Origin of the sequence: Arthrobacter sp. AL12 (genome assembly GCF_029960645.1) — a bacterium.
In the GTDB taxonomy this organism is placed as follows: domain Bacteria; phylum Actinomycetota; class Actinomycetes; order Actinomycetales; family Micrococcaceae; genus Arthrobacter.
Map to the genome: position 1 here is coordinate 460,396 of NZ_JASBQY010000001.1, position 25,038 is coordinate 485,433.

At 66.9% G+C, this 25,038-nt stretch carries 26 protein-coding genes and 1 pseudogene; 13 read left to right on the forward strand and 14 right to left on the reverse strand.

Features of this window, described 5'->3' with window-relative positions; all coding sequences use genetic code 11:
• The first annotated feature begins 37 nt into the window (after positions 1 to 37).
• Entirely contained in the window at positions 38 to 622 is a 585-nt protein-coding gene (locus QK291_RS02200; protein ID WP_282378678.1) for a heme-binding protein, read from the forward strand.
• Between the two features lie 32 nt (positions 623 to 654).
• Positions 655 to 1,113 carry an ankyrin repeat domain-containing protein gene (locus tag QK291_RS02205; RefSeq protein ID WP_282378680.1) on the forward strand — a complete coding sequence of 153 codons (459 nt, stop codon included), beginning with the start codon at positions 655 to 657 and terminating at the stop codon, positions 1,111 to 1,113.
• Between the two features lie 322 nt (positions 1,114 to 1,435).
• Here QK291_RS02205 and QK291_RS02210 read toward each other — a convergent pair whose 3' ends face one another.
• The gene (locus QK291_RS02210; RefSeq protein WP_282378682.1) at positions 1,436 to 2,470 is read right to left on the reverse strand and encodes an Lrp/AsnC family transcriptional regulator; all 1,035 of its coding nucleotides are present in this window, start codon (positions 2,468 to 2,470) and stop codon (positions 1,436 to 1,438) included.
• A 137-nt stretch (positions 2,471 to 2,607) separates the two neighbouring features.
• Between QK291_RS02210 and QK291_RS02215 the strand changes: the two genes are divergently transcribed.
• Both QK291_RS02215 and QK291_RS02220 read left to right on the forward strand, forming a co-directional pair.
• The gene (locus QK291_RS02215; protein ID WP_282378684.1) at positions 2,608 to 3,849 is read left to right on the forward strand and encodes a M20 family metallopeptidase; all 1,242 of its coding nucleotides are present in this window, start codon (positions 2,608 to 2,610) and stop codon (positions 3,847 to 3,849) included.
• Positions 3,850 to 3,869: 20 nt separating this feature from the next.
• Positions 3,870 to 5,156, forward strand: a complete 1,287-nt coding sequence (locus QK291_RS02220) for an MFS transporter (RefSeq protein WP_282378686.1) — start codon at positions 3,870 to 3,872, stop codon at positions 5,154 to 5,156.
• Between the two features lie 111 nt (positions 5,157 to 5,267).
• On the opposite strand, the gene QK291_RS02225 is transcribed toward QK291_RS02220, so the two are convergent.
• Positions 5,268 to 5,504, reverse strand: coding sequence for a hypothetical protein (locus QK291_RS02225; RefSeq protein WP_282378689.1), 237 nt, complete (start codon positions 5,502 to 5,504; stop codon positions 5,268 to 5,270).
• Positions 5,505 to 5,797: 293 nt separating this feature from the next.
• A complete protein-coding gene (locus tag QK291_RS02230; RefSeq protein WP_282378691.1) occupies positions 5,798 to 6,583 on the reverse strand; it encodes a GNAT family N-acetyltransferase in 786 nt (261 codons plus the stop codon).
• 89 nt (positions 6,584 to 6,672) lie between these two features.
• On the opposite strand from QK291_RS02230, the gene QK291_RS02235 reads away from it, so the two are divergent.
• Positions 6,673 to 7,158: a tetratricopeptide repeat protein gene (locus QK291_RS02235; RefSeq protein WP_282378694.1), complete on the forward strand. Its 486-nt coding sequence runs from the start codon at positions 6,673 to 6,675 to the stop codon at positions 7,156 to 7,158.
• Positions 7,159 to 7,223: 65 nt separating this feature from the next.
• Here the strand turns inward: QK291_RS02235 and QK291_RS02240 are convergent, their stop codons facing one another.
• The 5 genes from QK291_RS02240 to QK291_RS02260 form a co-directional block, all read right to left on the reverse strand.
• Positions 7,224 to 7,907 (reverse strand): TetR/AcrR family transcriptional regulator, encoded by a 684-nt coding sequence (locus QK291_RS02240; RefSeq protein ID WP_282378696.1) that lies wholly within the window; start codon positions 7,905 to 7,907, stop codon positions 7,224 to 7,226.
• 63 nt (positions 7,908 to 7,970) lie between these two features.
• The gene (locus QK291_RS02245) at positions 7,971 to 9,605 is read right to left on the reverse strand and encodes an AMP-binding protein (RefSeq protein WP_282378697.1); all 1,635 of its coding nucleotides are present in this window, start codon (positions 9,603 to 9,605) and stop codon (positions 7,971 to 7,973) included.
• A 10-nt stretch (positions 9,606 to 9,615) separates the two neighbouring features.
• Complete coding sequence (locus QK291_RS02250; protein ID WP_282378698.1) at positions 9,616 to 10,806, reverse strand: acyl-CoA dehydrogenase family protein; 1,191 nt, start codon at positions 10,804 to 10,806, stop codon at positions 9,616 to 9,618.
• A gap of 65 nt (positions 10,807 to 10,871) precedes the next feature.
• The gene (locus tag QK291_RS02255) at positions 10,872 to 11,021 is read right to left on the reverse strand and encodes a hypothetical protein (RefSeq protein WP_282378964.1); all 150 of its coding nucleotides are present in this window, start codon (positions 11,019 to 11,021) and stop codon (positions 10,872 to 10,874) included.
• A 238-nt stretch (positions 11,022 to 11,259) separates the two neighbouring features.
• Entirely contained in the window at positions 11,260 to 11,808 is a 549-nt protein-coding gene (locus QK291_RS02260) for a GNAT family N-acetyltransferase (protein WP_282378700.1), read from the reverse strand.
• Here QK291_RS02260 and QK291_RS19030 point away from each other — a divergent pair.
• Positions 11,762 to 12,028: pseudogene (locus tag QK291_RS19030) on the forward strand (alpha/beta fold hydrolase); the annotation flags it as partial. The gene QK291_RS02260 and the pseudogene QK291_RS19030 sit on opposite strands and share 47 nt — an antisense overlap.
• A gap of 346 nt (positions 12,029 to 12,374) precedes the next feature.
• On the opposite strand, the gene QK291_RS02270 reads toward QK291_RS19030, so the two are convergent.
• On the reverse strand, positions 12,375 to 13,286 hold the full coding sequence (locus QK291_RS02270; RefSeq protein WP_282378955.1) for an isoprenylcysteine carboxylmethyltransferase family protein: 912 nt from the start codon (positions 13,284 to 13,286) through the stop codon (positions 12,375 to 12,377).
• Positions 13,287 to 13,605: 319 nt separating this feature from the next.
• Between QK291_RS02270 and QK291_RS02275 the strand changes: the two genes are divergently transcribed.
• The 3 genes from QK291_RS02275 to QK291_RS02285 all read left to right on the forward strand — a co-directional run bounded on the left by QK291_RS02275 (position 13,606) and on the right by QK291_RS02285 (position 17,089).
• Positions 13,606 to 14,382, forward strand: a complete 777-nt coding sequence (locus tag QK291_RS02275; protein ID WP_282378701.1) for an electron transfer flavoprotein subunit beta/FixA family protein — start codon at positions 13,606 to 13,608, stop codon at positions 14,380 to 14,382.
• An 11-nt stretch (positions 14,383 to 14,393) separates the two neighbouring features.
• The gene (locus QK291_RS02280; RefSeq protein WP_282378703.1) at positions 14,394 to 15,380 is read left to right on the forward strand and encodes an electron transfer flavoprotein subunit alpha/FixB family protein; all 987 of its coding nucleotides are present in this window, start codon (positions 14,394 to 14,396) and stop codon (positions 15,378 to 15,380) included.
• Positions 15,381 to 15,541: 161 nt separating this feature from the next.
• Positions 15,542 to 17,089: a cytochrome b/b6 domain-containing protein gene (locus QK291_RS02285; protein WP_348994545.1), complete on the forward strand. Its 1,548-nt coding sequence runs from the start codon at positions 15,542 to 15,544 to the stop codon at positions 17,087 to 17,089.
• Between the two features lie 5 nt (positions 17,090 to 17,094).
• Here the strand turns inward: QK291_RS02285 and QK291_RS02290 are convergent, their stop codons facing one another.
• Both QK291_RS02290 and QK291_RS02295 read right to left on the reverse strand, forming a co-directional pair.
• The gene (locus QK291_RS02290) at positions 17,095 to 17,469 is read right to left on the reverse strand and encodes a DUF6221 family protein (RefSeq protein ID WP_282378707.1); all 375 of its coding nucleotides are present in this window, start codon (positions 17,467 to 17,469) and stop codon (positions 17,095 to 17,097) included.
• Positions 17,466 to 18,026, reverse strand: a complete 561-nt coding sequence (locus QK291_RS02295; RefSeq protein WP_282378709.1) for a hypothetical protein — start codon at positions 18,024 to 18,026, stop codon at positions 17,466 to 17,468. The genes QK291_RS02290 and QK291_RS02295 overlap by 4 nt, the downstream gene beginning before the upstream one ends.
• A gap of 345 nt (positions 18,027 to 18,371) precedes the next feature.
• On the opposite strand from QK291_RS02295, the gene QK291_RS02300 reads away from it, so the two are divergent.
• Together QK291_RS02300 and QK291_RS02305 are read left to right on the forward strand one after the other, a co-directional pair.
• On the forward strand, positions 18,372 to 19,070 hold the full coding sequence (locus QK291_RS02300; protein ID WP_282378710.1) for a GAF and ANTAR domain-containing protein: 699 nt from the start codon (positions 18,372 to 18,374) through the stop codon (positions 19,068 to 19,070).
• A 9-nt stretch (positions 19,071 to 19,079) separates the two neighbouring features.
• Complete coding sequence (locus QK291_RS02305; protein WP_282378711.1) at positions 19,080 to 19,793, forward strand: GAF and ANTAR domain-containing protein; 714 nt, start codon at positions 19,080 to 19,082, stop codon at positions 19,791 to 19,793.
• A gap of 97 nt (positions 19,794 to 19,890) precedes the next feature.
• Here QK291_RS02305 and QK291_RS02310 read toward each other — a convergent pair whose 3' ends face one another.
• Complete coding sequence (locus tag QK291_RS02310; protein ID WP_282378712.1) at positions 19,891 to 20,670, reverse strand: alpha/beta hydrolase; 780 nt, start codon at positions 20,668 to 20,670, stop codon at positions 19,891 to 19,893.
• A gap of 78 nt (positions 20,671 to 20,748) precedes the next feature.
• Complete coding sequence (locus tag QK291_RS02315; RefSeq protein WP_282378713.1) at positions 20,749 to 22,071, reverse strand: alpha-amylase family glycosyl hydrolase; 1,323 nt, start codon at positions 22,069 to 22,071, stop codon at positions 20,749 to 20,751.
• 227 nt (positions 22,072 to 22,298) lie between these two features.
• On the opposite strand from QK291_RS02315, the gene QK291_RS02320 reads away from it, so the two are divergent.
• Positions 22,299 to 22,751 (forward strand): hypothetical protein, encoded by a 453-nt coding sequence (locus QK291_RS02320; protein WP_282378714.1) that lies wholly within the window; start codon positions 22,299 to 22,301, stop codon positions 22,749 to 22,751.
• Between the two features lie 146 nt (positions 22,752 to 22,897).
• Here QK291_RS02320 and QK291_RS02325 read toward each other — a convergent pair whose 3' ends face one another.
• A complete protein-coding gene (locus tag QK291_RS02325) occupies positions 22,898 to 23,941 on the reverse strand; it encodes an NAD(P)-dependent alcohol dehydrogenase (RefSeq protein WP_282378715.1) in 1,044 nt (347 codons plus the stop codon).
• Between the two features lie 189 nt (positions 23,942 to 24,130).
• On the opposite strand from QK291_RS02325, the gene QK291_RS02330 reads away from it, so the two are divergent.
• The gene (locus QK291_RS02330) at positions 24,131 to 25,009 is read left to right on the forward strand and encodes a helix-turn-helix transcriptional regulator (RefSeq protein WP_282378718.1); all 879 of its coding nucleotides are present in this window, start codon (positions 24,131 to 24,133) and stop codon (positions 25,007 to 25,009) included.
• Positions 25,010 to 25,038 lie beyond the last annotated feature (29 nt).

Below are 25,038 nucleotides of genomic sequence, written 5' to 3' on the forward strand. Positions count from 1 at the left end.
TGGAGCAAGCCCCGAGACCGCACTCCAAGGAGAAACCATGAAAAAGTCCAACAAGATCATCACTGCCGCCGCTGCCACGGGCGCCTTGCTCCTGACCGGCGGGCTGACGGCCGCCGCCAACACCGGGCCCACCCCGGCCGCGGCCAGCCTCGCCGTCCCGGCGGCAGACATCCATCCGGCCCCGGAGAACGTTATCGCCCAGAACCGCATCAGCGTGGGTGCTTCCGCTGCCGCCGTCCAGGCCGCCCTCGGGAAATGCCAGGCCGACAAGCTGCCGTTCGTGACGGTGGCACTGGTCGACCGCTTCGGGACCGTACAGGCCCTTCTCCGCGGCGACAACGCCGCCGAACACACCATCGAGGCGGCCCGGCAAAAGGCCTACACCGCCGCGGCCTTCGGAACGCCTACCAGTGAGTTGTCCAAACGGATCAACGGAAACGGGCCGAGCATCGCTGACCTCCCCGGCACGCTCTTCCTGGCAGGCGGGGTCCCGCTGAAGGTCAACGGGGTGTCCGTGGCGGGCATCGGCGTCGGCGGCGCCCCCGACGGCATGCTCGACGAAGCCTGCGCCGCAGCCGGGGCGGAATCCGTCGCCGGTGCCGCGCCGGCCACAGCCAAGTAGCCGTCACCTTGGCCGGGATCCGGAATCTTGTCTTGATCGGGGCAGCGGTGCTCGGGCTGACGTCCTGTGGCGCGGGAACCGAACGTCCTCTCCGGCTCGAGTCCCCGACGGACGGGGCAGTTCCCGGGGAGGCTCAGGCGGCACTGGACCGGCGCCTTGTCCAGGCTGCCAAGGCCAACGACGCCGGTCGGGTGGCGGAGCTGATCCGGGCCGGCGGCGACGTCAACGCCAAGGACCCGATCCAGGATTCAGCGTTCCTCTACGCCGGGGCTGAAGGATTCAACGAGGTCCTGCGGCTGACACTCGCCAACGGCGCCGCCGTGGCCAGCGGAGGCCCCAGTCAACAGGACGTGGTGGCGCAACTCCTCGCCGCCGGCGCGGACCCCACGATCCCGGACCCGCAGGGGCGAACGGCGTTGGAGAACGCCGAGCGGCTGGGATTTTCCAAGATCGTGGACATCATCAAGGCTGGGCCTCCCACCGCGCGCTGAGCCTTCCAGCACCGTCCGCGGGCGCTGCGGAGACCCCTAGCTTTGCCGTTCCCTCGAGGGCGCCGCCGTGGCACACTGGGACGACTATCGAGTGTCTGGGGGGCTACCAGGTCAGGAGATTGTCATGGGCATTCCGGTCCACCCCCACACTTCGGGCTGCCGGCCGGCAGGGGGCACCCAATGATGATCGGCTGGGCCTACCTCATGGGCGCCATCATGACGGTGGACGCGCTCCTGCTGGGCTTGCTGCTAATGAACATGAAGTGGCCCAAGCACTGGAAGAAGAACTAGGCGCCCCGTAATGTGGCCTCCGCCCCGGCCCTCACGCCGTCGGTGCCAACTCCGCCGCGGGCACGACGACGGCGCCGGTCGCCGTCGAATCCGGGTTCAGCATCCAGCCGACCCGCTTGGCGGCGTTGAGCACCACCACGCTCTCCACGAGCTGGATTCCGGGGATCCTTAGCTGCAGGGCCTGTTCGGCGTTCATCACGTCGGCCAGGGAATGCAGCCACATCAGGATGACGAAGTTGGTGCGGCCTGTGGTGGAGGCACTGAGCCGGGTGTTGCGGAAGCTGCGCAGCTCCGCCGCGGCGGCCTCATGCTCGCCGGGCGGGACGTTGGCGAACCACTGGCAGGTCACCGGATATCCCGAGTATTTCTGCGCGATTTCGCACCGGAACGAGAGGACCTTGCTGGCGAGTACCCGGTTGAGCTGCCGCTGGACCGTGGCCGGACTGCGTCCCAGCTCTCGGGCGATGTCCGCGGCCGCTGCACGGCCGTCCCGGGCCAGGAACGGGATCAGGTCCAGGTGGCTCGGCGGCAGCGGCGCACCCTGGTTCCCGCCCGGGGCCACGCCGGAGGCCTCGGGCCCCGCCAGCCCCTGGAGCGCGGCCTTCTGCGACTTGTCAAGGACATTCAGCCGCCACGCGTACCCGCCCGAATGCAGCCGCGTGCACAGCGACGTCTGGTACTTGATGAGACCCGGGACCCTCCGGAACTGCGGCATCACGTGGCCGCTGAAGTCGGCCAGGGTGGGCGTGATGACCGTCAGCATGAGGTCACGGTTGCTGGCCGCCTCCTCCACCGTGACCACCTCCGGGATGGCCGCCAGGGCTGCCGTCACCTCGGCGCGGAGCTCCATGTCGCAGTCCACGTCCACGAGCGCAAGACACATCTGCTTCGGATCGCCCATCAGGTGGGCCGTACTCCAGGCGGTGCCGGAGGCCTTGAGCCGGTCCCAGCGGGCCGCCAGCGTGGTGGCGTGGGCGCCCAGAATGCCGGCGGCGTCCGACCAGCTGATCCTCGGCGCGATCTGCAGCGCGTTGATCAGCTGAAGGTCTTCCTCACTGATGCCCACGGGACCTCCGCCATCGATGCATGATTCCTGCTTTAACCATCATATTCTTGCATTTTTCCAGCCATTCACCGGCATGTGACTCCAGTCACTCCACAATGGGGGCTAGTACTTACCAACCGTTTCGGAAGAGGGAACATATGTCGGTCACCGCCGATGCCAGGGAACTGCACAGCCAGATCACCCGGCTGCGCCACGAGTTGCACCAGGAGCCGGAGATCGGCCTGGCACTCCCCCGCACCCAGGAGAAAGTCCTCAAGGCCCTCGACGGCCTCCCGTACGAAATCACCCTCGGCGGGAGCACGACGTCGGTCACCGCGGTCCTGCGCGGCGGCGCACCGCACACGTCGGCCGACAAACCTGTTGTCCTGCTGCGCGCGGACATGGACGGCCTTCCCGTCCAGGAGCGCACCGGCGTCGGCTTCTCCTCCCGGGTCGACGGCGCCATGCACGCCTGCGGGCACGATCTCCACACCTCGATGCTGGCCGGGGCCGCCACCCTGCTGGCCGAACGGCGCGGGCAGCTGGCCGGCGACGTCGTCCTGATGTTCCAGCCGGGCGAGGAGGGCTACGACGGCGCCGGGCACATGATCCGCGAAGGGGTGCTCGACGCCGCGGGCCGGCGCGCGGACGCCGCCTACGGCATGCACGTCTTCTCCTCGCTGGAGCCGTACGGCCAGTTCGCCACGAAGCCGGGCGTGATGCTGAGCGCCTCGGACGGGCTGTTCATCACGGTCCTGGGCGCCGGCGGCCACGGCTCCGCCCCGCACGCGGCCAAGGACCCCGTCACCGCGGCCGCCGAGATAGTGACCGCGCTGCAGGTCATGATCACGCGGCAGTTCAACATGTTCGACCCGGTCGTGCTGACCGTCGGCGTCCTGCACGCGGGCACCGCCCGGAACGTGATCCCCGAATCGGCGCGCATCGAGGCGACCGTCCGGACATTCTCGCACGCCTCCCGCGAACGGATGATGTCCGCGGTTCCCATGCTCGTCAAGGGCATCGCCCATGCCCACGGCCTGGAGGTGGAGGTCGAATACCGCGGGGAATACCCGCTGAGCATCACGGACGAAAACGAGACCCTCACGGCGGAGAAAACCATCCAGAACCTCTTCGGTGAATCCCGGCTGACCCGCTGGGCCACCCCGCTCAGCGGCTCCGAGGACTTCTCCCGGGTGATGGCAGAGGTGCCGGGCACGTTCATCGGGCTCAGCGCCGTCGCCCCGGACGCGGACCACACCGAAACCGCTTTCAACCACTCCCCGTACGCCACGTTCGACGACGGCGTCCTCGCCGACGGCGCGGCGCTCTACGCCGAGCTCGCCATTGCCCGGATCGCCGCCCTGGCGTCCGCCGGCACCCCCACGCCCGCCGCTTCCTAGCCCTACATCTCGGAGACAACATGACCACCATCACCAACCCCCGGCTCTCCAGCCGGGCCGCCACGCGGAAGACCCTCCTCGGGACGGGCATCGGGAACGCCGTCGAATGGTACGACTGGGCGATCTACGCCACGTTCACACCGTTTATCGCCAGCCAGCTGTTCAGCAAGGCCGATCCTGCCTCGGCGGTGCTGGCCACGCTGGCGATCTTCGCCGTCGGCTTCGTGGCACGTCCGGTCGGAGGCTTCCTCTTCGGCTGGATCGGCGACCGGATCGGCCGCAAGACGTCCATGACGCTCGCCGTCGGCCTCGCGTCGCTGGGCAGCCTCATGATCGGCGTCGCACCGTCCTTCGCCACCATCGGCGTCTGGGCCTCGGTGATGCTGCTGGTGGCCCGGCTCATCCAGGGCCTGGCCCACGGCGGTGAGCTGCCGTCATCGCAGACGTACCTCTCCGAAGTCGCCCCAAAAGAGAAGCGCGGCCTGTGGGCCACGCTGATCTACGCCTCGGGCACGGTAGGAATCCTGGCCGGCACGCTGCTGGGCGCCGTCCTCAACATGACCCTCAGCACCCAGGCCATGAATGACTGGGGCTGGCGCATCCCGTTCCTGGTCGGTGCCGTCATGGGACTCTACGCGCTGATCATGCGCTCCAAGCTGCACGAGTCCGAGACCTTCGAAGGCGAGACGGCCTCCGAGAAGCGCGCCCCGATCTGGCCGCAGATCGTGCAGTACCGCAAACAGGCCCTCCAGGTCATCGGGCTGACCGTTGGCCTCACGGTGATCTACTACATCTGGGGGGTCGTGGCCCCGAGCTACGCGGCGACGACGCTGAAGATCGACCGCGGTGAAACCCTCTGGGCCAGTGTCGTTGCCAACATCGTGTTCATCGCCGTCCTGCCGTTCTGGGGCAGACTGTCCGACAGGATCGGCCGCAAGAAGGTGCTCTGGACCGGTGCGGCCGGAGCCGCCGTCATGCACTTCCCGATGACCTGGCTGCTCAAGGATTCGGCCTGGCAGCTGGCCGTGGCCATGTCCGTCATGCTGATCTTCATTGCCGCCAGCGCAGCGATCGTTCCCGCCGTCTACGCGGAGCTGTTCCCAACGAGCATCCGGACCATCGGCGTCGGCGTCCCGTACTCCATCTGCGTGGCCGTCTTCGGCGGGACCGCCCCGTACCTGCAGACCTGGCTCGGGACCATCGGCCTGGCCAACGTATTCAACGTCTATGCCGTGGCCCTGCTGCTGGTCAGCGTGCTGTTCGTCTTCACCATCCCGGAGACCAAGGGCAAGGACCTGACGCACTAGGCAGCCCGAAACGACCCGACAGCATTGGCCGTGCCGGCCTCCACAAAGTGCCCCCGCCATTCAGCCTTGGGGGCACTTTGTGGGTTGACGCGGAAACTCATTCCGCGAACGTCAGCGGCCGGCGGGGGTCTCACCGTTTGCGACGGCCTCAATCCAGTCGACGGCCTCGTCCGGGAAATAGAAGCCGGCGGGCCCGCGCTCACCCACCCACCAGGCGCCGGAAGCGGCGGATCCGCCAGCCTCCTCGATCTCACGAAGCACCTCCGCCGGCACCGCGTCGCCGTTGTTTGCGATCAGCCAATCCCGCGTCGAGGGCTTCAACTTCGGCCACCCTTGCTCGATACTCATGGCCGCAGTCTGCCACGGCGCGGCGGGCGCCGAAAGAGTTCCGTCCCAGCCGCCGGGGCATCGCTGGCGCCGCCGTCGTCCCCTAAGCCTGCGCCCTGTCGCGCGACGGCGGATCCTTCCCGAACAAGGCACTGACGAGCAGCCACACGGACCACACGAGAATCAGGACAATTCCCGATAACGGGGGAAGGCTGTTCGCCGGGGAGAAGCCTTCGGCCCCGATGATCCAACCCTGGGCCATGAAGCGCCATGCCGGCGAACTGGCCAAGGTGACACCACCGCCGTTTCGGACCCTAGCGGCGCCAGCAATACGGAGTCGTCGTTGACACCCGGAGCAGACCGTAGCGTTCCAGGATCGGTCGCGAATACTCCGTTGAGTCGCTGTGGATGAAGCTCTTGCCCAGCGCCATCGCAGCCCGGGCACGGGCGGAGGTCAGAGCACGGTAGATCCCCTGGCCGCGCCATTCTTTGAGGGTCGCCCCGCCCCAGATGCCGGCGAATTCCGTGTCCGGAACCGGTTCCAGCCGGCCCGCGCTGACGATCAGCCCCTGGTGCTCGGCGACCCAGAGTTGCATCCCGTCGTCGGATGCCACCCGCCGCAGGAGCGCTTCAGCGTTGTCGTCGGAGACGGGACTGCCAAAGACCCTGTCCTGCATGGCGCTCATGGCGCGGATGTCGGGTTCTTCGGTCACTCTCCGCAGGCTGACGCCGGGCGGGAGTTTCACATCGACAGCCAACGCGCCGGCCGGACCGATCATGATCGATTCGCTCTCTTCAGGCTCAAATCCGTTGTGGAACAGCGCCTCACGAAGTCCGGGCGCATAATCGTGGCCGCGGGTCTTCCACTCGACCCGCACGACTGCCGGATCCGCCCGGTAGAACGCCAGCGTTTCCGCCACCCATTCCGCGATTGTCTCCGCGCCGGCCCCACCGAGGTCCTGATAGGTCACGAAACCGCGGCCGCCGGCAAAGGTGACAAGCCGCAACGGACCCAGACGCTGGACGGCGACCGCGCTGGGGGTCTCAGCATCCGTCCGGAGCTGCTGGTCGTACGCCGTGAGAAATTCAGATATAGTCATCGGCCCCACGGTACAACCCCGGAAGGCCCGCGACGGCGTCGGCTCCGGCGGAGCGCAAGTGAGCACCTGAGCTCACGTAGGATCGGCCCATGACACTTGACGAGTGGGAGCGCCGCATAGCGGCTTTCTGGGCGGCCTTCGCGGCGTCACCGACCGGCGGCGAAGAAATCATCGACGAACTGGACGAACTCGCTGCCGCATCACCCGCAACCGACGGACGCGCAGATTTCGAACGCGCCTGCATCCGCGATTCAACCGGACGGACGCCGGACGCCGTCTCCTTCTACGAGTCCGGGCTCGCTGCCGGGCTCGACCCCACCAGGCAGACACGAACCTATGTCCAGATGGCCAGCTCTCAGCGTGCCCTCGGGCACACGGCAGAAGCCCTAAAGATCCTCGCCCACGCCGATCCCCATGCGTTGGGCGGGGCACCCAGCGCCGTGCGGGCCCTGGCCCTACGAGACGCCGGCCGTCATGATGAGGCCCTGCGCGTCGCGCTCGAGGCACTCATTCCCCATTTGCCCCGGTATCAGCGCTCGATGGCGAACTACGCGAGACTCCTGACAGACAACTAGCGATCAGCTGCGTATCTTTCGCATGGTGGGACTCTATTCGTGTCGGCCGATGCCGGATGTGGTGGCTAGACGGAGCGCCCGTCGAGCGTGTCCTGGATGCGGCGCGCCACTTCAGCGGCGGGTGTGGAGCGGGGGAAAACAGCCACCACGAGGTCATCCTCGGCCGGGGCAACGGACGGGTCGCCCGGTGACAGGACGCCGAAGATGCGGCGAACCGCCAGCAGTTCGTGTTCTAAGTTCCGGAGGGATCCGCGGGGGGAATCCAGCATCATCTCGCGCAGCACATAGTTGTGCGTGGACGTCACGGCCGCCGCGAACCGGATCGCATCAAGTGCCGCCAGGCCCGGGAGTGCCTGCCGGAGGTAGTCGGAGAAAAGCCGCTCATAGCGGGATACCATGATCGTTTCCCGGTCCCGGAGCGCGGGCACCGCCTGCACCACATGGTAACGCTTTTGCGCTATCTTCCGGCGTTCAGCGAACTTCCCAAAGACGAGGGCCGCGGCCTCGCACACTGCTTCCCACGGATCGGGATGGCTCGCGGCCAGATAGCTGCCCAGCTCATCGAGCAAGGCCTCGTGGTCTGCGAAGATCACGTCTTCCTTGGCGCGGAACTGGCGGAAGAAGGTGCTTCGGGAGATCCCGGTCGCCAGGGCAATATCGTCCACGCTGGTCGGGTCGTAGCCGTTGTCCGTGAACAGATCCAGTGCGGCCTCGGCCACCTCGGAACGGAAACTAGCCACTGATGCCATCCCGGTACAGTAACAGCGCGTCGCCCTGACCGCCGCGGCAGAGTGCGACGGCGGCCTGGCCGCTCATTTCGCGGCTTCCTGGCTGAGCGCTACGGCGCTGACGCCCAGGGCGCGCAGCTGGGATTTCAGGACCTTGCCGGTGGAGTTGTGCGGGAGTTCGTCGGGGAAGAGGATTCGGTCCGGCACCTTGAATCCGGAGAGCAGACCCTGGACGTGCGCGCGGATTTCCTCGGCGGTGACCGGGCTGGCGCTGCTGCGGATGACAAAGGCAACCGGACGTTCGCCCCATTTCTCGTGCGGGACGCCGATCACGGCCACGTTCAGCACGGCAGGGTGGCTGCTGATGGCCTGCTCGACTTCAATGGTGGAGATGTTCTCTCCGCCGGAGATGATGATGTCCTTGGCCCGGTCCTTGAGCTGGATGTAGCCGTCCGGATGCATCACGCCGAGGTCTCCGGTGTGGAACCAGCCACCGGCGAAGGCCTCGGCCGTGGCCTCGGGGTCCTTGAAGTATCCGAGCATCACGTTGTTGCCCCGCAGCACGATTTCACCCAGCGTGGTGCCGTCCGCCGGGACGTCGAGCATGTCCAGGTCCACGATGCGCGCCGTCTCGGCCTGGAGCATCCCCACCCCCTGCCGTGAGATTTTTACGGCCCGTTCCTGCGGGGACAGCTCATCCCACTCGGACTGGTACTCGCAGATCGTGTAGGGGCCGTACACCTCGGTGAGCCCGTAGACGTGCACCACGGTGATCCCGAGTGAGTCCAGGGAAGTGATGATCGCGGGCGAGGGCGGGGCGCCCGCCGTCGTGATCAGCAGCGGTGCCGTCAGCTCGTGCGCCTGGGGCGCGCCGGCAATGATGCTGCACACCGTGGGTGCGCCGCAGAGGTTGGTGGCGCCGAGGGTGTCAATGGCGTCCCAGACTGCATCCGCGCGCACGGCACGCAGGCAGATATGGACACCCGCCACGGCGGTCACTGCCCACGTCGTACACCAGCCGTTGCAGTGGAACATCGGAAGAGTCCACAGATAGCGGGTGTCGCCGGTGAACTGGTTGTGGATGGTTTCCCCGAGCGAGTTCAGGTACGCCCCGCGATGTGAATACAGCACGCCCTTGGGCTTGCCCGTTGTCCCTGAGGTGTAGTTCAGCGTGATGGGGGCGCGTTCGTCCTGGACCCCCCACGGGAGATCTGCGTCCCCGCTGTCCGGTCCCGCGAGGAAATCCGCATAGCGGGTGGTGCTGAGCCCCGCCGGAACCTCCGGATCGGGGATGGTGCTGTCGGGCACTTCGATCACGCCGGCCACCTGCGTCAGGCCAAGGTCCAGTCCCGCCACGGTGCCGAGCAGTTCCGAATCGGCAAACAGCAGCCTGGCTTCGGAGTGCTCCAGGATGTACTGGAGTTCCCGGGCGGTCATCCGCGTATTCAGGGCCACCAGGACGCCCCCGGCGAGTGGAACGGCGTAGTGGGCAATCAGCAGTTCAGGCACATTGGGACACAGGAAGGCCACTCGGTCGCCTGGCTGGATCCTGCTCCTGATCGCCTTGGCCAGCTGTTGGGCTTCGGCGGCGAAGTCCGAGTACGTGTAGGAGCGGTCGCCGTGGATGATCGCCGTCTTGTGTCCAAAGACCTCGGCGGAGCGCTGGAGGAACCGCAGGGGGCTCAGCGGGGTTTCGTTGGGACGCTCGATGGTGGTCATGGCGGGTCCTTTAGGCGAAGGCGCTTTGTCCGGTGACATCGCGGCCGATCAATAGGGTCTGAATGCTTTGCGTGCCTTCATAGGTATGGATGGATTCGATGTCCAGCAGGTGCCGGATCACGTGGTTTTCCAGAAGGATGCCGTTGCCGCCCAACATATCGCGGGCAATGGATGCCAGCTCGCGGGCCTTGCGGGTGTTGTGGTACTTCGCCATCGCGGCCTGCGTGGGGCGCATCAGGCCGGCCGCATCAAGACCCGCCAGATGGACACAATGCAGCTGCATGCTGGTCAGCTCCGAAAGCATGTAGGTCAGCCGTTCCTGGACCAGCTGGAACTTCGCGAGCGGCTTGCCGAACTGTGTGCGCTGTGTGGCATAGTTCAGCGCGGCTTCGTAGACGGCGGTGGCATGGCCAAGGGCCGACCAGGCCACACCCAGCCGCGTCGCCACCAGGACCTTTGAAGTGTCCTTGAACGTGCGCGCGCCGGGGAGCAGATTGGCCTTGGGGATGCGGACATTGTTGAGCCGGATCCGGGCCTGGTGTATCGCGCGGAGCGACGCCTTTCCGGTGATGGTCTCAGCCTCGTACCCCTCCCGGTCCTGCTCCACAAGGAAGCCGCGGACATCCCCGGCGTCATCGCGTGCCCAGACCACGGAGACATCCCCCGCCGCGCCGTTGCCGATCCACTTCTTCTCGCCGTTGAGGACGTACTCCCCGCCGTCGAGGGTGGCGGTGGTTTCCAGTGCCACGGAGTCCGAACCGTGGTCCGGTTCCGTCAGGGCGAAGGCGCCGAGCTTTTCGCCACGGCCCAGCGGACCCAGCCAGGTCTCGCGCTGGGCTTCGGACCCGAAGAATGCAATAGAGCGCATGGCGAGGCCGCCCTGGACTGCGATCACGGTACCGAGCGAACCGTCCCCGCGGGAGACTTCCATGTTGACCAGTCCGGCGCCCAGCGGCGACATCAGGTCCAGGCCCGGGACCTCGATGCCGTCGGCCAGCAGGTTCAGGCTGCCCATCCGCTTCGCCAGGTGGGCGGGGAACTCGGCGCGCTCCCAGTAGTCGTTCATCTGCGGCATTGCCTCCGCCGTGAAGGCCCTGGCGCGGTCCCAGACTTCGCGGTCGGGAGCAGGAATATTCGCAAAGACGGAGTAGTAGTCGGTATCGAGCGGTTCGGAGACGTCATAGTCGGGCATGGCTTGCATCCTTAGCGGAGGAATTGAGGAACAGGGCGAGGTGCGGCGCTTCTTGGACGGTCCGCGCGCGATGGCTATTCGGTAAAGCCGGGGCCGGGGTGGAATTCCTTTCCCCACACGCGCCGGGAGGCGCCGCTGAGGTCAAGCATCGGTGTGAGGCCGCCCTGAAGCTGCACAGGAACCCCAAGCTGCCTGGCGAAGAGCAGGGCGAGCTGACTAGCCATGAGCCCGGCCCCAATGACTCCAACGCTTCGGACCGGGCGCGGGACTGCGCCGGGCGCGCCCTGCGGACCGTGGCGTTCTGCAGCCAGGAGAGCCTCCGCGGACGCGCTGGCCGACCTTGCGGGGCCTTCGGAGGCAGCTGTGCCGGCCCCTGCGAGCGTGGCAGTTTTAACGACATTGTCAAGAACCATCCCACCGTTCTACAGTGAAACTGAGTATCACGTCAATAGATACTCAGTTTCATCTCGGAGATTCGCTGCTGGGGACGGCCGACCTGCCGCTGGACGTGCCCGCCTTCTTCATAACAACGCGTGGCCAGACCGCCAGACCGTGCTCACGTTCGGACTGCACGATTTGCCGGATGCCTTCCGACCATTGGGATTCGGGCAGCTCCTGGAAACCGAGGCGCCGGTAATAGGGGGCATTCCAGGGGACTTCTTCAAAGGTCGTCAGGGTCAGTCCGTACAGTCCGCGGGCTCCGGCCCAGCGGGCCGCTTCCTCGACGAGCAACCGGCCAATACCGCGGCGGGCATATCGGGGGTGGACAGTCACCTGCTCGATGTGCGCGAACCGGTCGACGACGTCGAGCAGAAGGTAGGCGATCGGATCGTCCGCGGCATCGGTGGCCACCCAGGCTCTGCCGCCCTGCTGGTAGACGGCCAGGGCATCCAGGGCCGGCGGCGGATCGTCCGCGATCGCTGACATGCCGATGTGCCGGAATGCCTCGCCCGCGGCGGCTTCGATGCCGCGCAGCTTCGACAGGTCCCCTGCCCTGGCATCCCTGATCATACGGACCAGTAAACCAGACGCGGACCCCCGGCCGTCCGGCGGCCTCGCCGGGCTCGCGGACGGCCTGGCGGCGATCCTGGACGCCGAGGGCGTCAGGCAGGCGGATGTGCTGGGCTCCTCCTTCGGCGGCTTCGTGGCCCAGACGTTCGCCCGCCGGCACCCCGAACGTGTGCGGAGCCTTGTGCTCGCGAACACCGGAGGCCCCGCCGCGGCGCCGCTTCCGTTACTTCCGCTCCTGCTCCGCGTCCTCGCCGTCCTTCCGGAAAAAGCCGTGCGTTCGTTGACCGGCTGGACCTGGCGCCGATGGTTTGTCCCGGGCTCGCAGGACGACGCTGCTTTCTGGAACACGCTGCTCACGGACATCCTCAGCCGGCTGGGGAAAGCGGACCTGCTGTCCGCCCTGCGGGATATGAACGACTTCGCGCATCTGCCGGCCACGGGAGCACCGGGGGCACCCGCCCTCACAGCCCTGACGGCGCCGGTACTCCTGATCGAATCGGAGCGGGACGAGGCGTTCTCACCCCACAGTGAGGGAGTTCCTGCGCAGACCCTGAGCCCACGGCAGGCTAGGAAGTTGGCCCACGCGCCCGCCAACGTATCGGAGAGCGCTGGCTCGTTGATAGTTGAGGGATCCAGCAGCGCACCGTGTTGCGGTAGTGCCGGAATTCTTCGCCGAACCGTTCCTTGAGGTCAGTTTCCTCAAGCGGTCTGACGGCGTAGTTCCACACCAGCGAGCCCGCGACCGCGTAGGCGACGACGAGCCATGACTGCAGGATGAGTCCGATCGCGGCGCCCTGGACAATGCCCGCGACAGCCATCGGATTACGAATCCAGCGATATGGCCCTGCGATGACCAGACGATTGGGCATCGCCGACGGCAACGGCGTGCCGGCTCCCAGCGTCGACATCACTACGGCCGACCAGACGCCAAGGGCACTGGCGAGCACGAGAACCGTGACACCGACAGGACCTGCAACCCACGGAAACGGGAGCGTCACCGCCCACCGCTGTTGGAGAAACGCCAAGGCGGCCGGAATCACCACCAGGAAGAACCCCCAGAAGAGGACGATTTGCCCAAATGTCGAAGCCACGTGGGCTGCCGCGGTCCGGCGGCTGCTGGCGGGACGGAATGCGAACGGACCGCGGACGATCCACTCGGTCGGTACGCGCCCCAGCAGGACGAGGCAGAGCGCAATCAGCGAACCTGCGGCGGCCGCCCCCATGCTCAGTACGCCCCAGCCCGCTTCGGTGGTGATCGTGGCATATACCGCCAGTGCGGCGGCGACGACGCCTGTCCAGACAGTGGCCACCACCGCGGCAGCCCTGACGCCGGAAGCCGCCACGGCCGAGGCGACGACAAACAGTGGAATATCGAAGACCGCCACCGCGGCCGGGTCGAGATTACCGAGAGTCACCCGGCGCACCACGGGCGCCACGAAGACCGCGGCCCACCAGGAGAAACCGGCAATCGCCTGCATGGCGAAATAAGCTCGACCCCACCGAACCAAGTCAGTCACCGGGTCAACCCATGCATCAATAATCCCTGTCGGCTTGTCGATGGAATGCTTCAAGCAGCCGCTTGCGGCTCTATGACGTAGCCGTGTTGGTGTCGAAGACACGGCTGGCCTCAGCCTACCGAATTCGACCCCTGCGTCTGACACAAAGTCGGCGGCACTCCACAGCGGCGTCCTGATCGGGAGATCGCGTCCCTAGACTGGCAGATAGCACTGCAAGAAAAATGCGCCAGTTCGGCATGTCTCCTTCAGCGAGACACGCCCGCCACAGGAAGAGCCATCGATGAAGATAATCGTCCTCGTAAAGGAGGTCCCCGACACCTATGGGGACCGCAAACTGAACCTTGCTACAGGCCTCGCCGACCGCGCAGCCAGCGAGGCGGTCATTGATGAGATTGGTGAGCGGGCCCTGGAACTGGCGCTGACGTACGCCGACGCGAACGAGGGCACACAGGTCGTGGTCCTTTCCCTCGCTCCCGAGGGTGCCACGGCAACGATACGCAAGGGGCTTGCGATGGGCGCGGGAAGCGCCATCCACGTCTCTGACGAAGCGCTCCGGGGCGCGGATCTCGGGCTTACGGCGGAAACCCTCGCGGCAGCGATCCGTCGCGTCGAGTTTGACCTTGTGATCACCGGCAACGTCTCCACCGATGGTTCCGGCGGCGTGATTCCCGCGATGCTTGCAGAATTGCTTGACGTGCCGCTTGCCACCGGCCTCAGCTCCGTAGAGATCAGCGACGGCGCGGTGTCCGGCTCCCGTCCCGTTGAATCCGGCGTGCAGAAGGTGTCAGCGAACCTGCCTGCGGTGATCTCCATTACCGAGGCGCTTCCCGGTCCGCGCTTCCCGAACTTCAAAGGAATTATGGCGGCGAAGAAGAAGCCCCTCGAGGTCCTCACCCTCGCGGACCTTGGGATCACGGCCGACGACCCGGACGCGGCGCGTTCGATCATGCTGACCGTTGCAGAGAAGCCGCCGCGCACGGCGGGCGTGAAGATCATTGACGAGGGCGACGCCGGCGAGAAGCTCGCTGCCTTCCTTATAGACAACCGACTGGCTTAAGGAATAACGACATGACTGAATTCCCTCGTGACGCGATCCTCGTCGTCGTCGAAAGCCAGGCTTCGGGTGAACTCGAGAAGACTGCCGCCGGGCTCTTCGGGGCCGCCGCCGCAGTTGGCACGCCCATTGCGTTGGTACTCGCCTCACCCGGGGCAGGCAGCGCCGCCGCCGCGGAGGCCGCAGCCCTGGGTGCCGCGCAGATACTGATCGCGGAGACTCCGGATCCTTCCGAGCTCGGTGTGCCGGGCGTTGACGCGCTTGCCGCCGCGGTGGAGCTGGTGCAGCCGGAAGCGATCCTGATTTCGCATTCTCTGAACGGGCGCGACCTGGCCGGCCGTTACGCTGCTCGTGCGCGGGCTGCGGTTTCCGTCGATGCGATCGGTGTCTCCCGTGATGACGAGGGCATCGTGGCCCACCACTCCGTCTACGGCGGTGCCTACGATGTGACGTCAACGTCCACGTTCGGGCCGCCGGTCATTACGGTTCGCCAGGGCGCCATCGAAGCCCGTGCCACGGCTCAGCCGCCAGCGTCGGAGACCCTGGCCGTGACGGCTTCCGGGAAGCCGGCCGCCCGGATCGACTCGTTCGATGAGGCCGTCGTTGCCACGTCGCGGCCGGAACTGCGTGGCGCGGCGAAGGTTGTAGCGGGTGGCCGCGGCCTCGGGTCTGAGGAACAGTTCGCCCTCGTTGGACAGCTCGCCGATACCCTCGGCGCTGCCATTGGCGCGTCGCGTGCCGCGGTGGATGCGGGCTACATCCCGCAGTCGCATCAGGTCGGCCAGACCGGGGTCTCCGTGTCATCGCAGTTGTATATCGCGCTGGGTATTTCCGGCGCGATTCAGCACCGGGCGGGGATGCAGACCGCGAAGACGATCGTCGCCATCAACAAGGATGGCGACGCGCCGATCTTCGAGATCGCCGACTTTGGTGTGGTCGGAGATCTCTTCAAGGTTGTCCCCCAGCTGATCAGCGCCCTTGAGGCTCGGAAGAACCAGTGATGGCACCCCTGTCTGGCTCGATCCGGCGGGGCCTGCCGCGCGTCGAAGGCGGGGAACCCTGGCCTCCGGCAGGCCAGGCGCCCGCACGAGTTGTCACGGCGGGAGCCCCTTCGGCGCCTGTTTCCGGGGCCGGGCCGGTCACCGCCGGACCAGCGGCCGCAATGCCCTCCGCCCCCGTCCCCGTTGCTGCTGCCGCGTCCGAGGAAACGGCAGCGGATGCGACGGTGGTGTCCGCTCCGGTCCCTGCCGTGACCGCAGGCGCCGCGGGGGTGCGGCAGCTTCGCCGCGGCCTGCCGCGCGTGCCGGGCGGCGAGCCTTGGCCGCCGGCGGGCGAGATTTCGGTGCAGGTGCCGGCTCTGTCCGGTGCTCCCGCCGCCGGCGTCACACCGACGCCGGCGGCAAGGGCTGCTGCAGATGCTGCTGAGCAAGCAGCAGTGCCGGCAGCGACGTCGGTTGTAGCTGCCCCAGCCACCGCACCGGCCACCCTGACGACGGGAACCACACCGCTTCGTCGCGGGCTGCCCCGGATCCCCGGCGGTGAACCGTGGCCGCCGGCGGGGCTAGCTCCGGCGGTCGCTGGTGCTCCTGCGGTGGAGGCAGCTCCCGGACCCATCGCCGGGACCGAGGCGCCAGCTGCCCGGGTGGTGGTGGAGACCGTTGCCGAGGCACCGGCTGCCGGCGTGGAGGAGACCGTTACCAGGGTGGAGCCGGCAGCGGCCGCGAGTGCACCCGCCGTCACAGCCGCCCCGGCACCGGTGGCACAGTCCGTTGCCGCTGGAAAACCCGTGCCTCCGCGGGCCGAGGCACGGCTCTACGGTTCGCGCACCCTGGGCCAGTGGATCAGGCGCGTCGTGCTCCTCGCGGTCGGCGCCGTGGCCGCCGCAGCGATTCTTGTGCTCGCCGCGCGGGGTGTGACGACGCTGCCGGGTGTGCCGGAGTTCCTCGAAAGATACCCCGGCGAATACCACCTGCCCGCGACCGCCGAGCCGGGATTCCCGTGGTGGGCGCAGTGGACGCACTTCCTGAACCTCTTCCTGATGGTGCTCATCATTCGCTCCGGCTATCAGGTGCGCACCCAGCAGAAGCCGCCGGCGTTCTGGACGCCGAAGCGCGGCGGCAAGAAAATCAGCATCACCCTCTGGCTGCACCAGTCGCTCGACATTTTATGGCTGGCCAACGGTCTCATCTTTGTGGTGCTGCTGTTTGCCTCCGGCCACTGGATGCGCATCGTACCGACCAGCTGGGAGGTGTTCCCGAACGCGCTGTCCGCGCTGCTGCAGTACATGACTCTCGACTGGCCCGTTGAGAACGGCTGGGTGAACTACAACAGCCTGCAGCAGTTGATGTACTTCATCGTGGTGTTCATTGCGGCCCCGCTCGCGGTCATCACGGGAGTGCGCATGAGCGAGTTCTGGCCGAAGAACGCGAAGACGCTGAGCAGGATCTACCCGGTGGAGGTTGCGCGCGCGCTCCACTTCCCGACGATGCTGTTTTTCGTGCTGTTCATTCTCATCCACGTGTTCCTGGTGTTCTCGACCGGAGCGCTGCGGAACCTGAACCACATGTTCGGCGGCACCGACGTGGTGAACTGGGTCGGGTTCTGGCTCTTCGCGGCCGCCCTCGGCGTCACGGTAGCCGGGTGGTACGCCGCCCGTCCGATCCTGCTCGCACCAATCGCGAAGCTGTTTGGTCAGGTGAGCAGCCGCTAGGCGTCTCAGGCCTTCGCGGCTCCTCCGGGCATTCCTGTTGGCAGGGCCGGCGACCAGGCCCGGTCGTAATCCGGATGCTCCCGATGGGAGCCCGCGAGAATGGTGAGCATCGACCTTCGGGCGATGGCAATTGTTCCTTCGGCTTGGCTGAGGTCGGCGATCCCTTCGGCGTCGGCAGCTTCCGTCCAGCTGGCAATGATTGCCCGCTTCTGGGCGCACTCGTCCAGCATTAGCTGGCCCAAAGAGACTTGGTCATCGCTTTCAGGGACATCGGCGGTGCCCGCGAAGGTGCCCTCCCGGACGGCTGCTTCCTGCTCCGCGATGCGCGCTTCGAGAAACTCAACGAGACCGGTCCATTCGGCCCCGGTGGGACCGGTCATTCGGCGGTCCGTGGCGTCTGTTCGTGGGCTGTTTCGCTTGTCGAATCCTGCTCCCCGTTCGAACCTGCCCGGATGAACAGTTCGCGTGACGCCATCTCGATGCCGAGGGCCGTCGCGGCAATATCCTCGAGGGCGTCCTGAATCCACAACACGGCGGTCTCGCTGGCTGCTCCCGCGGCTTGTTCGGCGGGCTGTGGTGCCTGTGTCAACGAGTACCGGGCCACCTTCTCCTTCAGCGTCGCAGCGAGGCCTTCGATCTCTGCCAACAGCTGATCCCGCCACATCCCGGAATCTTGCTCACCACTGCCGCCGCCGGTGGACAATGGCGGCTGGTCAAGTCCCGGTTCCTGCCGTTTCCACAGGAAGTCTGCCAGTTCTGCCGCCAGCACCTGCTGCCGGGCCTGGGCCGGCGGCGCTGGTGCCTGCCCGCCGTCGTCCGTTTGTCCGAGCTGCTGTTCGTTCTGTTTCCCGCGTTCGGGGCGCGGATCATCGGTGATGGCCCCGGAACGGTGGAAGGGGTGTACGGACGCGGGTCTAAGGATGGGGTTGCCTGGCATCGGTGGGATCCTCCTGGATATTTCGCCAAGTAATGGCGCTACCGGGGTCCAGGGCAACACAGGCAGTTTATCTGATCTTGACTCAAGACGGTAGGGCGCCGGGGCAGGTCCATGCCGCTGCGACAGCCATGGCAGAAATGGGGAACTGATGCCGCCAGCAGGCTCGATGGTAAGCAGGCATAGACTGAACAAACACTTGGGTGGTTCCCTAGCGATTGTTGGCACTCCGACCAGGCCGAGGAGGCGACCCCATGGCCAGTATTTTGTACCGGCCGATTGAGCGGCACCCATCTGCCCCGGCGGGGAGATTCGGCGTCATTGGTTCAGCCGCGCAGGGTTCCCGGCATGGGTGATGGCACGGACTCGGTGGCACAGGGACTCGACGCCGGCCTCTGCACCGGGTTCGTTGAGTCGTTGCCGGTCTCAGGGGCCTCCATCTCCGTGTTCTCCGGCCTGGCCCCGGAGACAATGGTCTGCGCCAGCGACGCAGTGGCGGCAAGGATCGATGAGCTGCAGTTCGATTTGGGGGAAGGACCGCGCTGGGAAGCCCTGCGAACCCGCGGACCCGTGCTCCTGCCGGATGTGCGCAGGGGGCCGCACGCCGCCTGGCCGGTCTTTGCAAAATCCCTGCTGGAGCTGGATGTTGCGGCAATCTTCGTTTTCCCGCTCGCGCTCGGCGCGTTGGATATCGGCGTCGTGGAGCTTTACAGTACCGAATCCGGCCGGCTGAGCCCGGCAAAGCATTCCAGAGCCCTGCAGCTCGCCGACGCCGCAACCTGGCTCCTGCTGCGCCAGCTCCTGACCCTCGCACCCGAAGACGGCACTGCCGACCCGCCGGATGGCTCTCCCCTGTCACGGCGCGAGGTGCACCAGGCCACGGGAATGGTCCTGGCGCAGGCCGGGACGTCGGCGCGGGACGCACTTCTGCTGATCCGGGCTCATGCTTTTTCCAATGACCGTACCGTCCGGGAGGTCGCCCGGGAGGTCGTCAGCAGAAGCCTTGACTTCACAACCGGAGGCGGCTGCGACGGGCGCGTGCAGTAGAATCCGGATATGGCGATGTTAAGCCGCGCAGGACGCGTGAGTGCCGCTTTCGTCAAGATAGCGGACACATTAGTGGCGGACTACGACGTCTTCGACCTCCTCCACACGCTGGTGGATGAATCGGTTGGCATTCTCGACGCCGCCGCCGCAGGACTTGTGCTGGTCGATCCGGCCGGAGACCTCCAGGTAATGGCCTCAACCAGCGAGGAAAGCCAGCTCGTGGAAGTCCTCCAGCTCGACGCTGGTGCGGGACCGTGCGTGGACTGTTACCGGACCGGAGCCGTGGTGGCCATCGACGACATCGCGGCGCAGGGTTCCCGATGGCCCCTCTTCCAGTCCTCTGCGCTATCCCAGGGATTCCGGTCCCTGCACGCCGTCCCTATGCGCCTGCGCAGCCGCACCATCGGCGCCTTGAATCTCTTTGGCCACGAGGCCGGTCCCCTCACCGCCGATGACGCCGCGATTGCCCAGGCCTTCGCTGACGTGGCCACCATAACCCTGCTGCAGGAACGCGCCGCCAGGGAAAGCGCCCTGATCAACGAACAGCTGCAGCGGGCCTTGAACAGCCGCATCCTGATCGAACAGGCCAAGGGCGTGATCGCCCACACCTCCAATGTCGACATGAGCGCGGCCTTCGCGCTGCTGCGCGGCTACGCCCGGGCCCACAACCAGACCATCTATGAGACAGCGGACAAGGTCATCAACCGCAGCATTTCCCTCTGAGTCGAAAGCCGGGTGGACAGGGCTGGAAACCACGGGTGCGCTCCGCGTTAACGGCCCGTCGGGGGGCAGTCGGCGATGCTGGTACCGGTCGACGGCGTCAGTCAAAGAATGCCGACACAGCCCGGCTGAGCACCGCGTCCGGCACGTCATGCCCGTAACCGGCCAGAATTTGCGATCCTCCGCGGGGCGCTGCCGTTGCGATGGAGTTCGCCACATTCACCGCCCAGGGACCACGATCGCCGGCCAGTGCCAAGAGCGGGACTGTGACCTTGGCCAGCTGGTCTTTCGGTACGCGGCCGTCATTGCACAGTCTGACGTCGATGGGAAGAGTTGCCGCAATCGATTCCAGATGCGGCCAGAACGGGCCCTGTTTCATGCCCTCGATGGCTTCCGGTGGAGTACCCACGAGCATCAAGAAACGCTCGACGGCCTCGCTCCGTTCGCCGGCGGAGACCAGCGCCGAGAGTTCGTCCGCGAACGCGAAGCTGGGACCTTGCGTGTATGGCACCTCATAGACGGCGATCTTTCGAACTTCGATCCCGGCGGCTGCAGCCGCGATGGCAATGGCGCCGCCCGAGGAATCGCCGAAGACGAATGGGCTCTCCCCTGTCTGCGCTACGACCGCGGCGAGGTCTTCGACCTCGCGTTCGACCGTGACGTCACCGACCGGTCCACTTTCGCCTCGGCCGCGACGGTCGTACTCGAAGACCGTGAAGCGGTCCGCAAGCCCGACCGACAGCGACTTCTTCGACTGGCGATCGCCGAAGGCCCCCACCACCACGATAAGGGCCGGCCCGGTTCCGGTTCTGTCGACAGCGATTACCGTCCCATCGGCTGATCTGGTGCAGGTCATGTCGTCCTCCTGGTGGTCGGCCATCCCAACCACAGGCTACCCCCGGGAAGGCATCCGGACCCCGAAACCGGGCCATTTCTAGAGCATCCTCTCGCAGGGGGCCTAGCCGAGGACGGCCCACCCCCGCGCCGGCACGAGGACGGCGTTCGCGCCGACGTCGAGTGTCGCCTCTCCGGCGAGCACGGAGGTGGCGCCCGCGGCGCTGATCCGCTGGGTCTCGTGCGAGAGGTTCAGTGCAACGACGAGTGCATCGGCGCCAACCGCGACGCGGTATGCAAGCACCTCGTTGGCGAGCTGGAGGACTTCCGTGGTCGCACGGTGCAGCCACGGGTTCCGTCTCCGCACCCCGATGAGCTCCTGGTGCACGGCGAAGATGGATCCGCCCAGGGCCGAGAGCTGGTCGGGGGAAGACGGGAAGAGCGGCCGCACGTCGTCGTCGCCCCCTGCCCTGTCCTCCTTGACGCCCCGGTAGCCCTGCTCGTCGCCGTAGTACAGGGACGGCGTTCCGCCGACCGTGAGCAGGACGACGACGGCGTGCGGTACCAGCGCCGCATCGGTGAGCTTGCTCGCGATGCGGGTGACGTCGTGGTTGCCGATGAAGGTGAGCGGTGCGAAGGAGCCCAGGAGCGCGTTGTGTCGTTCGAAGGCGGCTGCGAGTTCGAAGAAGTTCGCGTCGTTGAGCGAACTCCAGACCGCTTTCCAGAGCTCGTATTGCGTGGCGGAATCGAGTCCACCGGAGCTGACCTCCGCTGCATAGTCACCGTGGATGTACTCGCCCACGAAGTAGGCGTCCGGATGGGAGGACCGGACGCGCGCCGTGACCGGGGCCCAGAACGACGACGGGACGGCATAGGCGGCGTCGAGCCGCCAACCATCCGCACCCCGGCGCAGCCAGTGCTCCATGACATCGACGACGAAATCGGCGACCGCCGGCTCGTCATGGTTGAGCGCCACGAGGTGGTGGTGGCCCTCGAAGTCGCGATACGCCGGTTCGACACCCGACGCGGCAACGTCGGGCCACTCCAGCGAGAACCAGGAGGCGGTGTCCGCCCCCGGTCCGCGGGCAAGGACATCCTGGAACGGCGCGAAGGAACGCCCGGTGTGGTTGAAGACGCCGTCGAGGAGTATGCGCAGCCCGCGGCGGTGTGCCTCTGCCACCAGGGTATCGAAGTCCTGCTCGGACCCGAGCCGGGGATCGATCCGGAAGTAATCCGTGGTGTCATACCCATGTGTCTCCGATTCGAAGATGGGGCCAAGGGCCAGCCCCGACGCCCCCAGTTCCACGGCGTAGTCGAGCCACGGGACAAGGTCCAGCAACCGGTGCTCAGCGGCGGGTTCCGTCGTCGCGGTCTTTTCCGCGCCGACGAAGCCGAGGGGATAGACCTGCCACCAGATGGCGTGCTGGACCCAGCCAGGTTCGTTCATGGCGACGATTGCCTTCCGTCCGTTCCCGGCCGGCCAGGGAAGGCCGGCGGGCCGGCCCGGCGGGCCAGCGTCCCGTCCAGCCTATATCGGCCAGAGAAGGAAGCCTGGCTGGGTCACCCTGCCCGTCCGACGATTTCACTGCAGTCCACCTCGGCCCCTGCGGGATGCCCTCCACGCTCGGCTGACGCCTCCACACGCTCAGCGCCTACACGTGGAAGTATTCACCTATGACTAGCAATAATGATGCTGCCGACAATGCGGCACCGACGGACTCACCCGGCATAGACGCCCCGGCCGCAACCGGCCGTGGGTGGGACCACATCGGGGCCATCATCGTTGATGCCACGTTGCAGCGACGGCAGAACTACCATGAGACCGTCAAGCCGCGCGTTGACGCTCTGATTGCGGCCTGGCCGGATGCCGCCACGACCAGCGGATTCCGGCGGCACGTGGATACGGGGAAGCTCTCGGAAGTCATCGACTGGCCCTCTCCGGGCCGCCTGGCCCAGGTCGAGGACATCACGCGGGTGCTCGAGGGCCAGGGCATCGAAACGGTCATGGAACTCAGGGGCGCGCTCATTGACCCGGCCACGCGACCTGTTCTCCGGGAGGCCCTTGCGGCCGTGCGGCATGTCAGTCCCAAAACGCTGGATTATATCGACACCCTGAGCGGACTCTAGGCCGCGAAGCCCCCGGTCCACGGCGCTGGATCCGAGAACCGCGGTGGCCAGCACCCCCGTGGTCTGCGCGAACTCTTACCGGGAAGGGCCCGGCCGGATGGCACCGGCCGGGCCCTTCCCCTGGCTCCTTGCCGCGGCAGTGCGGACTAGCCCAGCGTGGAGGTGTCGATCACAAAGCGGTACCGCACGTCGGAGGCGAGCACGCGCTCGTAGGCCTCATTGATCTTGTCGGCCGGGATGACCTCGATCTCGGCGCCGAGGTGGTGCTCGGCGCAGAAGTCCAGCATTTCCTGCGTCTGGCGGATGCCGCCGATCATGGACCCGGCGAAGGACCGGCGTCCGGCGATCAGGGCGAACGCGTTCACGGGCAGCGGTTCAGCCGGGGCGCCCACGTTCACCAGGGCGCCGTCGAGGCTCAGCAGCTGCAGGTAGGAGCTGATGTCGATGCTCGCGCTGACGGTGTTGATGATCAGGTCGAAGGAGCCGGCCAGATCCGTGAAGGTGTTTTCGTCGCTGGTGGCGTAGTAGTGGTCCGCGCCCAGTTTCAGCCCGTCCTCCTGCTTCTTCAGCGACTGTGACAGCACGGTCACCTCGGCGCCCATGGCGTGGGCGATCTTGACGGCCATGTGTCCCAGCCCGCCGAGTCCGACGACGGCGACCTTCTTGCCGGGGCCGGCGTTCCAGTGGCGCAGCGGCGAGTAGGTGGTGACGCCGGCGCAGAGCAGAGGCGCGGCGACGTCGAGCTCGATGCCCTCGGGGATGGTGACGACGAAGTCTTCGGTCACCACCACATGGGTGGAGTAGCCGCCCTGGGTGATGGTGCCGTCGCGGTCCACGGCGCCGTACGTGCCGGTGTTGCCGGCGAGGCAGTACTGCTCCTCGCCCTTCTGGCAGTTGACGCACTCGCGGCAGGAATTCACCATGCAGCCGACGCCGACCCGGTCGCCGACGGCGTGCTTGGTCACGGCCGAGCCGACCTCCGAAACGATGCCGGCGATCTCGTGCCCCGGTGCCAGCGGGAACTGCTGGGGGCCCCAGTCGCCGCGGACGGTGTGGATGTCGGAGTGGCAGATGCCGGCGAACTTGATGTCGATCAGGACGTCATGCGGGCCAACGTCCCGGCGTTCGATGGTGGTCGGAACGAGGGATTCCGTCGCGGAGGGGGCGGCGTAAGCATTAACGGTAAGCATGGATCTCCTGCTTGTGGATGGTGTGGGGGGTGCCCCGGCGTCCGGAACCGGTCAGGTGCGGCCTTTCGGCCCGGTCGTCATCGGGGGCTCTATCCATCAAACACCACTAGGCCGCGCGGAGGGAGGCCCTGCTGTGAGGGGTACTGGCAGGGACTCCCTTACGGCGCCGCACCCTCTACCGTTGAAGGTATGGACAACCAGAGCGAGACCCGGGACTTCCTGGCCACCCGGCGGGCGAAAATCACCCCGGAACAGGCGGGTCTGCCCGTTTACGGCGGCAACCGCCGCGTCCCCGGACTGCGCCGCGGCGAGGTCGCCATGCTGGCCGGGGTCAGTGTCGAGTATTACACCCGGCTGGAGCGCGGAAACCTCTCCGGAGTCTCCGAAGGAGTCCTGGAAGCCCTGGCGCGGGCGCTGCAGCTGGATGAGGCGGAGCAGGCCCACCTGTTCGACCTGGCCCGAGCCGCCAGCACCAGCCGCAAGCCGCAGCGCCGCCGCCCCGCCACCCAGCCGGTCCGGGCGAGCGTGCAGCTGGTGCTCGATGCGATAACCAGCGCCCCGGCGTTCGTGCGCAACGGGCGGCTGGACATCCTTGCCGCCAACCAGCTTGGCCGGGCCATGTACTCCGAGATGTACGGCAGCCCCGTCCGGCCGGCCAACTTTGCGCGGTTCCTCTTCCTGGACGACCGCTCCCGCGGGTTCTACCCGGACTGGGAGCGCGCCGCGAATGACACGGTGGCGATCCTGCGGACCGAAGCCGGCCGGGACCCCTACGACCGGGGCCTGACCGACCTGGTCGGTGAGCTGTCCACGCGCAGTGAGGAGTTCCGGACCCGGTGGGCGGCCCACAACGTGCGCTTGCACTACACCGGGCTCAAGCACTTTCGGCACCCCGTGGTGGGGCACCTCCACCTCATGTACGAGTCCCTGGATCTCCCGGCCGACGCGGGGCTGTCGCTGCTGGTCTACACCGCCGAGCCCGGTTCCCCCACCGGGGACGCGCTGCGGCTGCTGGCCAGCTGGGCCGCGACACAAGGGGCAGCCGAGGAACCTCTGAAGCAGGGTTAAGGGGCCGCCAACTGTCGGGGGACGCGCAG

Coding starts and splice junctions, on each gene's coding strand:
- QK291_RS02200 (WP_282378678.1), top strand. CDS start 38: ATGAAAAAGTCCAACAAGATCATCACTGCCGCCGCTGCCACGGGCGCC.
- QK291_RS02215 (WP_282378684.1), top strand. CDS start 2,608: ATGTCGGTCACCGCCGATGCCAGGGAACTGCACAGCCAGATCACCCGG.
- QK291_RS02220 (WP_282378686.1), top strand. CDS start 3,870: ATGACCACCATCACCAACCCCCGGCTCTCCAGCCGGGCCGCCACGCGG.
- QK291_RS02225 (WP_282378689.1), bottom strand. CDS start 5,504: ATGAGTATCGAGCAAGGGTGGCCGAAGTTGAAGCCCTCGACGCGGGAT.
- QK291_RS02230 (WP_282378691.1), bottom strand. CDS start 6,583: ATGACTATATCTGAATTTCTCACGGCGTACGACCAGCAGCTCCGGACG.
- QK291_RS02235 (WP_282378694.1), top strand. CDS start 6,673: ATGACACTTGACGAGTGGGAGCGCCGCATAGCGGCTTTCTGGGCGGCC.
- QK291_RS02240 (WP_282378696.1), bottom strand. CDS start 7,907: ATGGCATCAGTGGCTAGTTTCCGTTCCGAGGTGGCCGAGGCCGCACTG.
- QK291_RS02245 (WP_282378697.1), bottom strand. CDS start 9,605: ATGACCACCATCGAGCGTCCCAACGAAACCCCGCTGAGCCCCCTGCGG.
- QK291_RS02250 (WP_282378698.1), bottom strand. CDS start 10,806: ATGCAAGCCATGCCCGACTATGACGTCTCCGAACCGCTCGATACCGAC.
- QK291_RS02255 (WP_282378964.1), bottom strand. CDS start 11,021: ATGGCTAGTCAGCTCGCCCTGCTCTTCGCCAGGCAGCTTGGGGTTCCT.
- QK291_RS02260 (WP_282378700.1), bottom strand. CDS start 11,808: ATGATCAGGGATGCCAGGGCAGGGGACCTGTCGAAGCTGCGCGGCATC.
- QK291_RS02270 (WP_282378955.1), bottom strand. CDS start 13,286: ATGCAGGCGATTGCCGGTTTCTCCTGGTGGGCCGCGGTCTTCGTGGCG.
- QK291_RS02275 (WP_282378701.1), top strand. CDS start 13,606: ATGAAGATAATCGTCCTCGTAAAGGAGGTCCCCGACACCTATGGGGAC.
- QK291_RS02280 (WP_282378703.1), top strand. CDS start 14,394: ATGACTGAATTCCCTCGTGACGCGATCCTCGTCGTCGTCGAAAGCCAG.
- QK291_RS02285 (WP_348994545.1), top strand. CDS start 15,542: ATGCCCTCCGCCCCCGTCCCCGTTGCTGCTGCCGCGTCCGAGGAAACG.
- QK291_RS02290 (WP_282378707.1), bottom strand. CDS start 17,469: ATGACCGGTCCCACCGGGGCCGAATGGACCGGTCTCGTTGAGTTTCTC.
- QK291_RS02295 (WP_282378709.1), bottom strand. CDS start 18,026: ATGCCAGGCAACCCCATCCTTAGACCCGCGTCCGTACACCCCTTCCAC.
- QK291_RS02300 (WP_282378710.1), top strand. CDS start 18,372: ATGGGTGATGGCACGGACTCGGTGGCACAGGGACTCGACGCCGGCCTC.
- QK291_RS02305 (WP_282378711.1), top strand. CDS start 19,080: ATGGCGATGTTAAGCCGCGCAGGACGCGTGAGTGCCGCTTTCGTCAAG.
- QK291_RS02310 (WP_282378712.1), bottom strand. CDS start 20,670: ATGGCCGACCACCAGGAGGACGACATGACCTGCACCAGATCAGCCGAT.
- QK291_RS02315 (WP_282378713.1), bottom strand. CDS start 22,071: ATGAACGAACCTGGCTGGGTCCAGCACGCCATCTGGTGGCAGGTCTAT.
- QK291_RS02320 (WP_282378714.1), top strand. CDS start 22,299: ATGACTAGCAATAATGATGCTGCCGACAATGCGGCACCGACGGACTCA.
- QK291_RS02325 (WP_282378715.1), bottom strand. CDS start 23,941: ATGCTTACCGTTAATGCTTACGCCGCCCCCTCCGCGACGGAATCCCTC.
- QK291_RS02330 (WP_282378718.1), top strand. CDS start 24,131: ATGGACAACCAGAGCGAGACCCGGGACTTCCTGGCCACCCGGCGGGCG.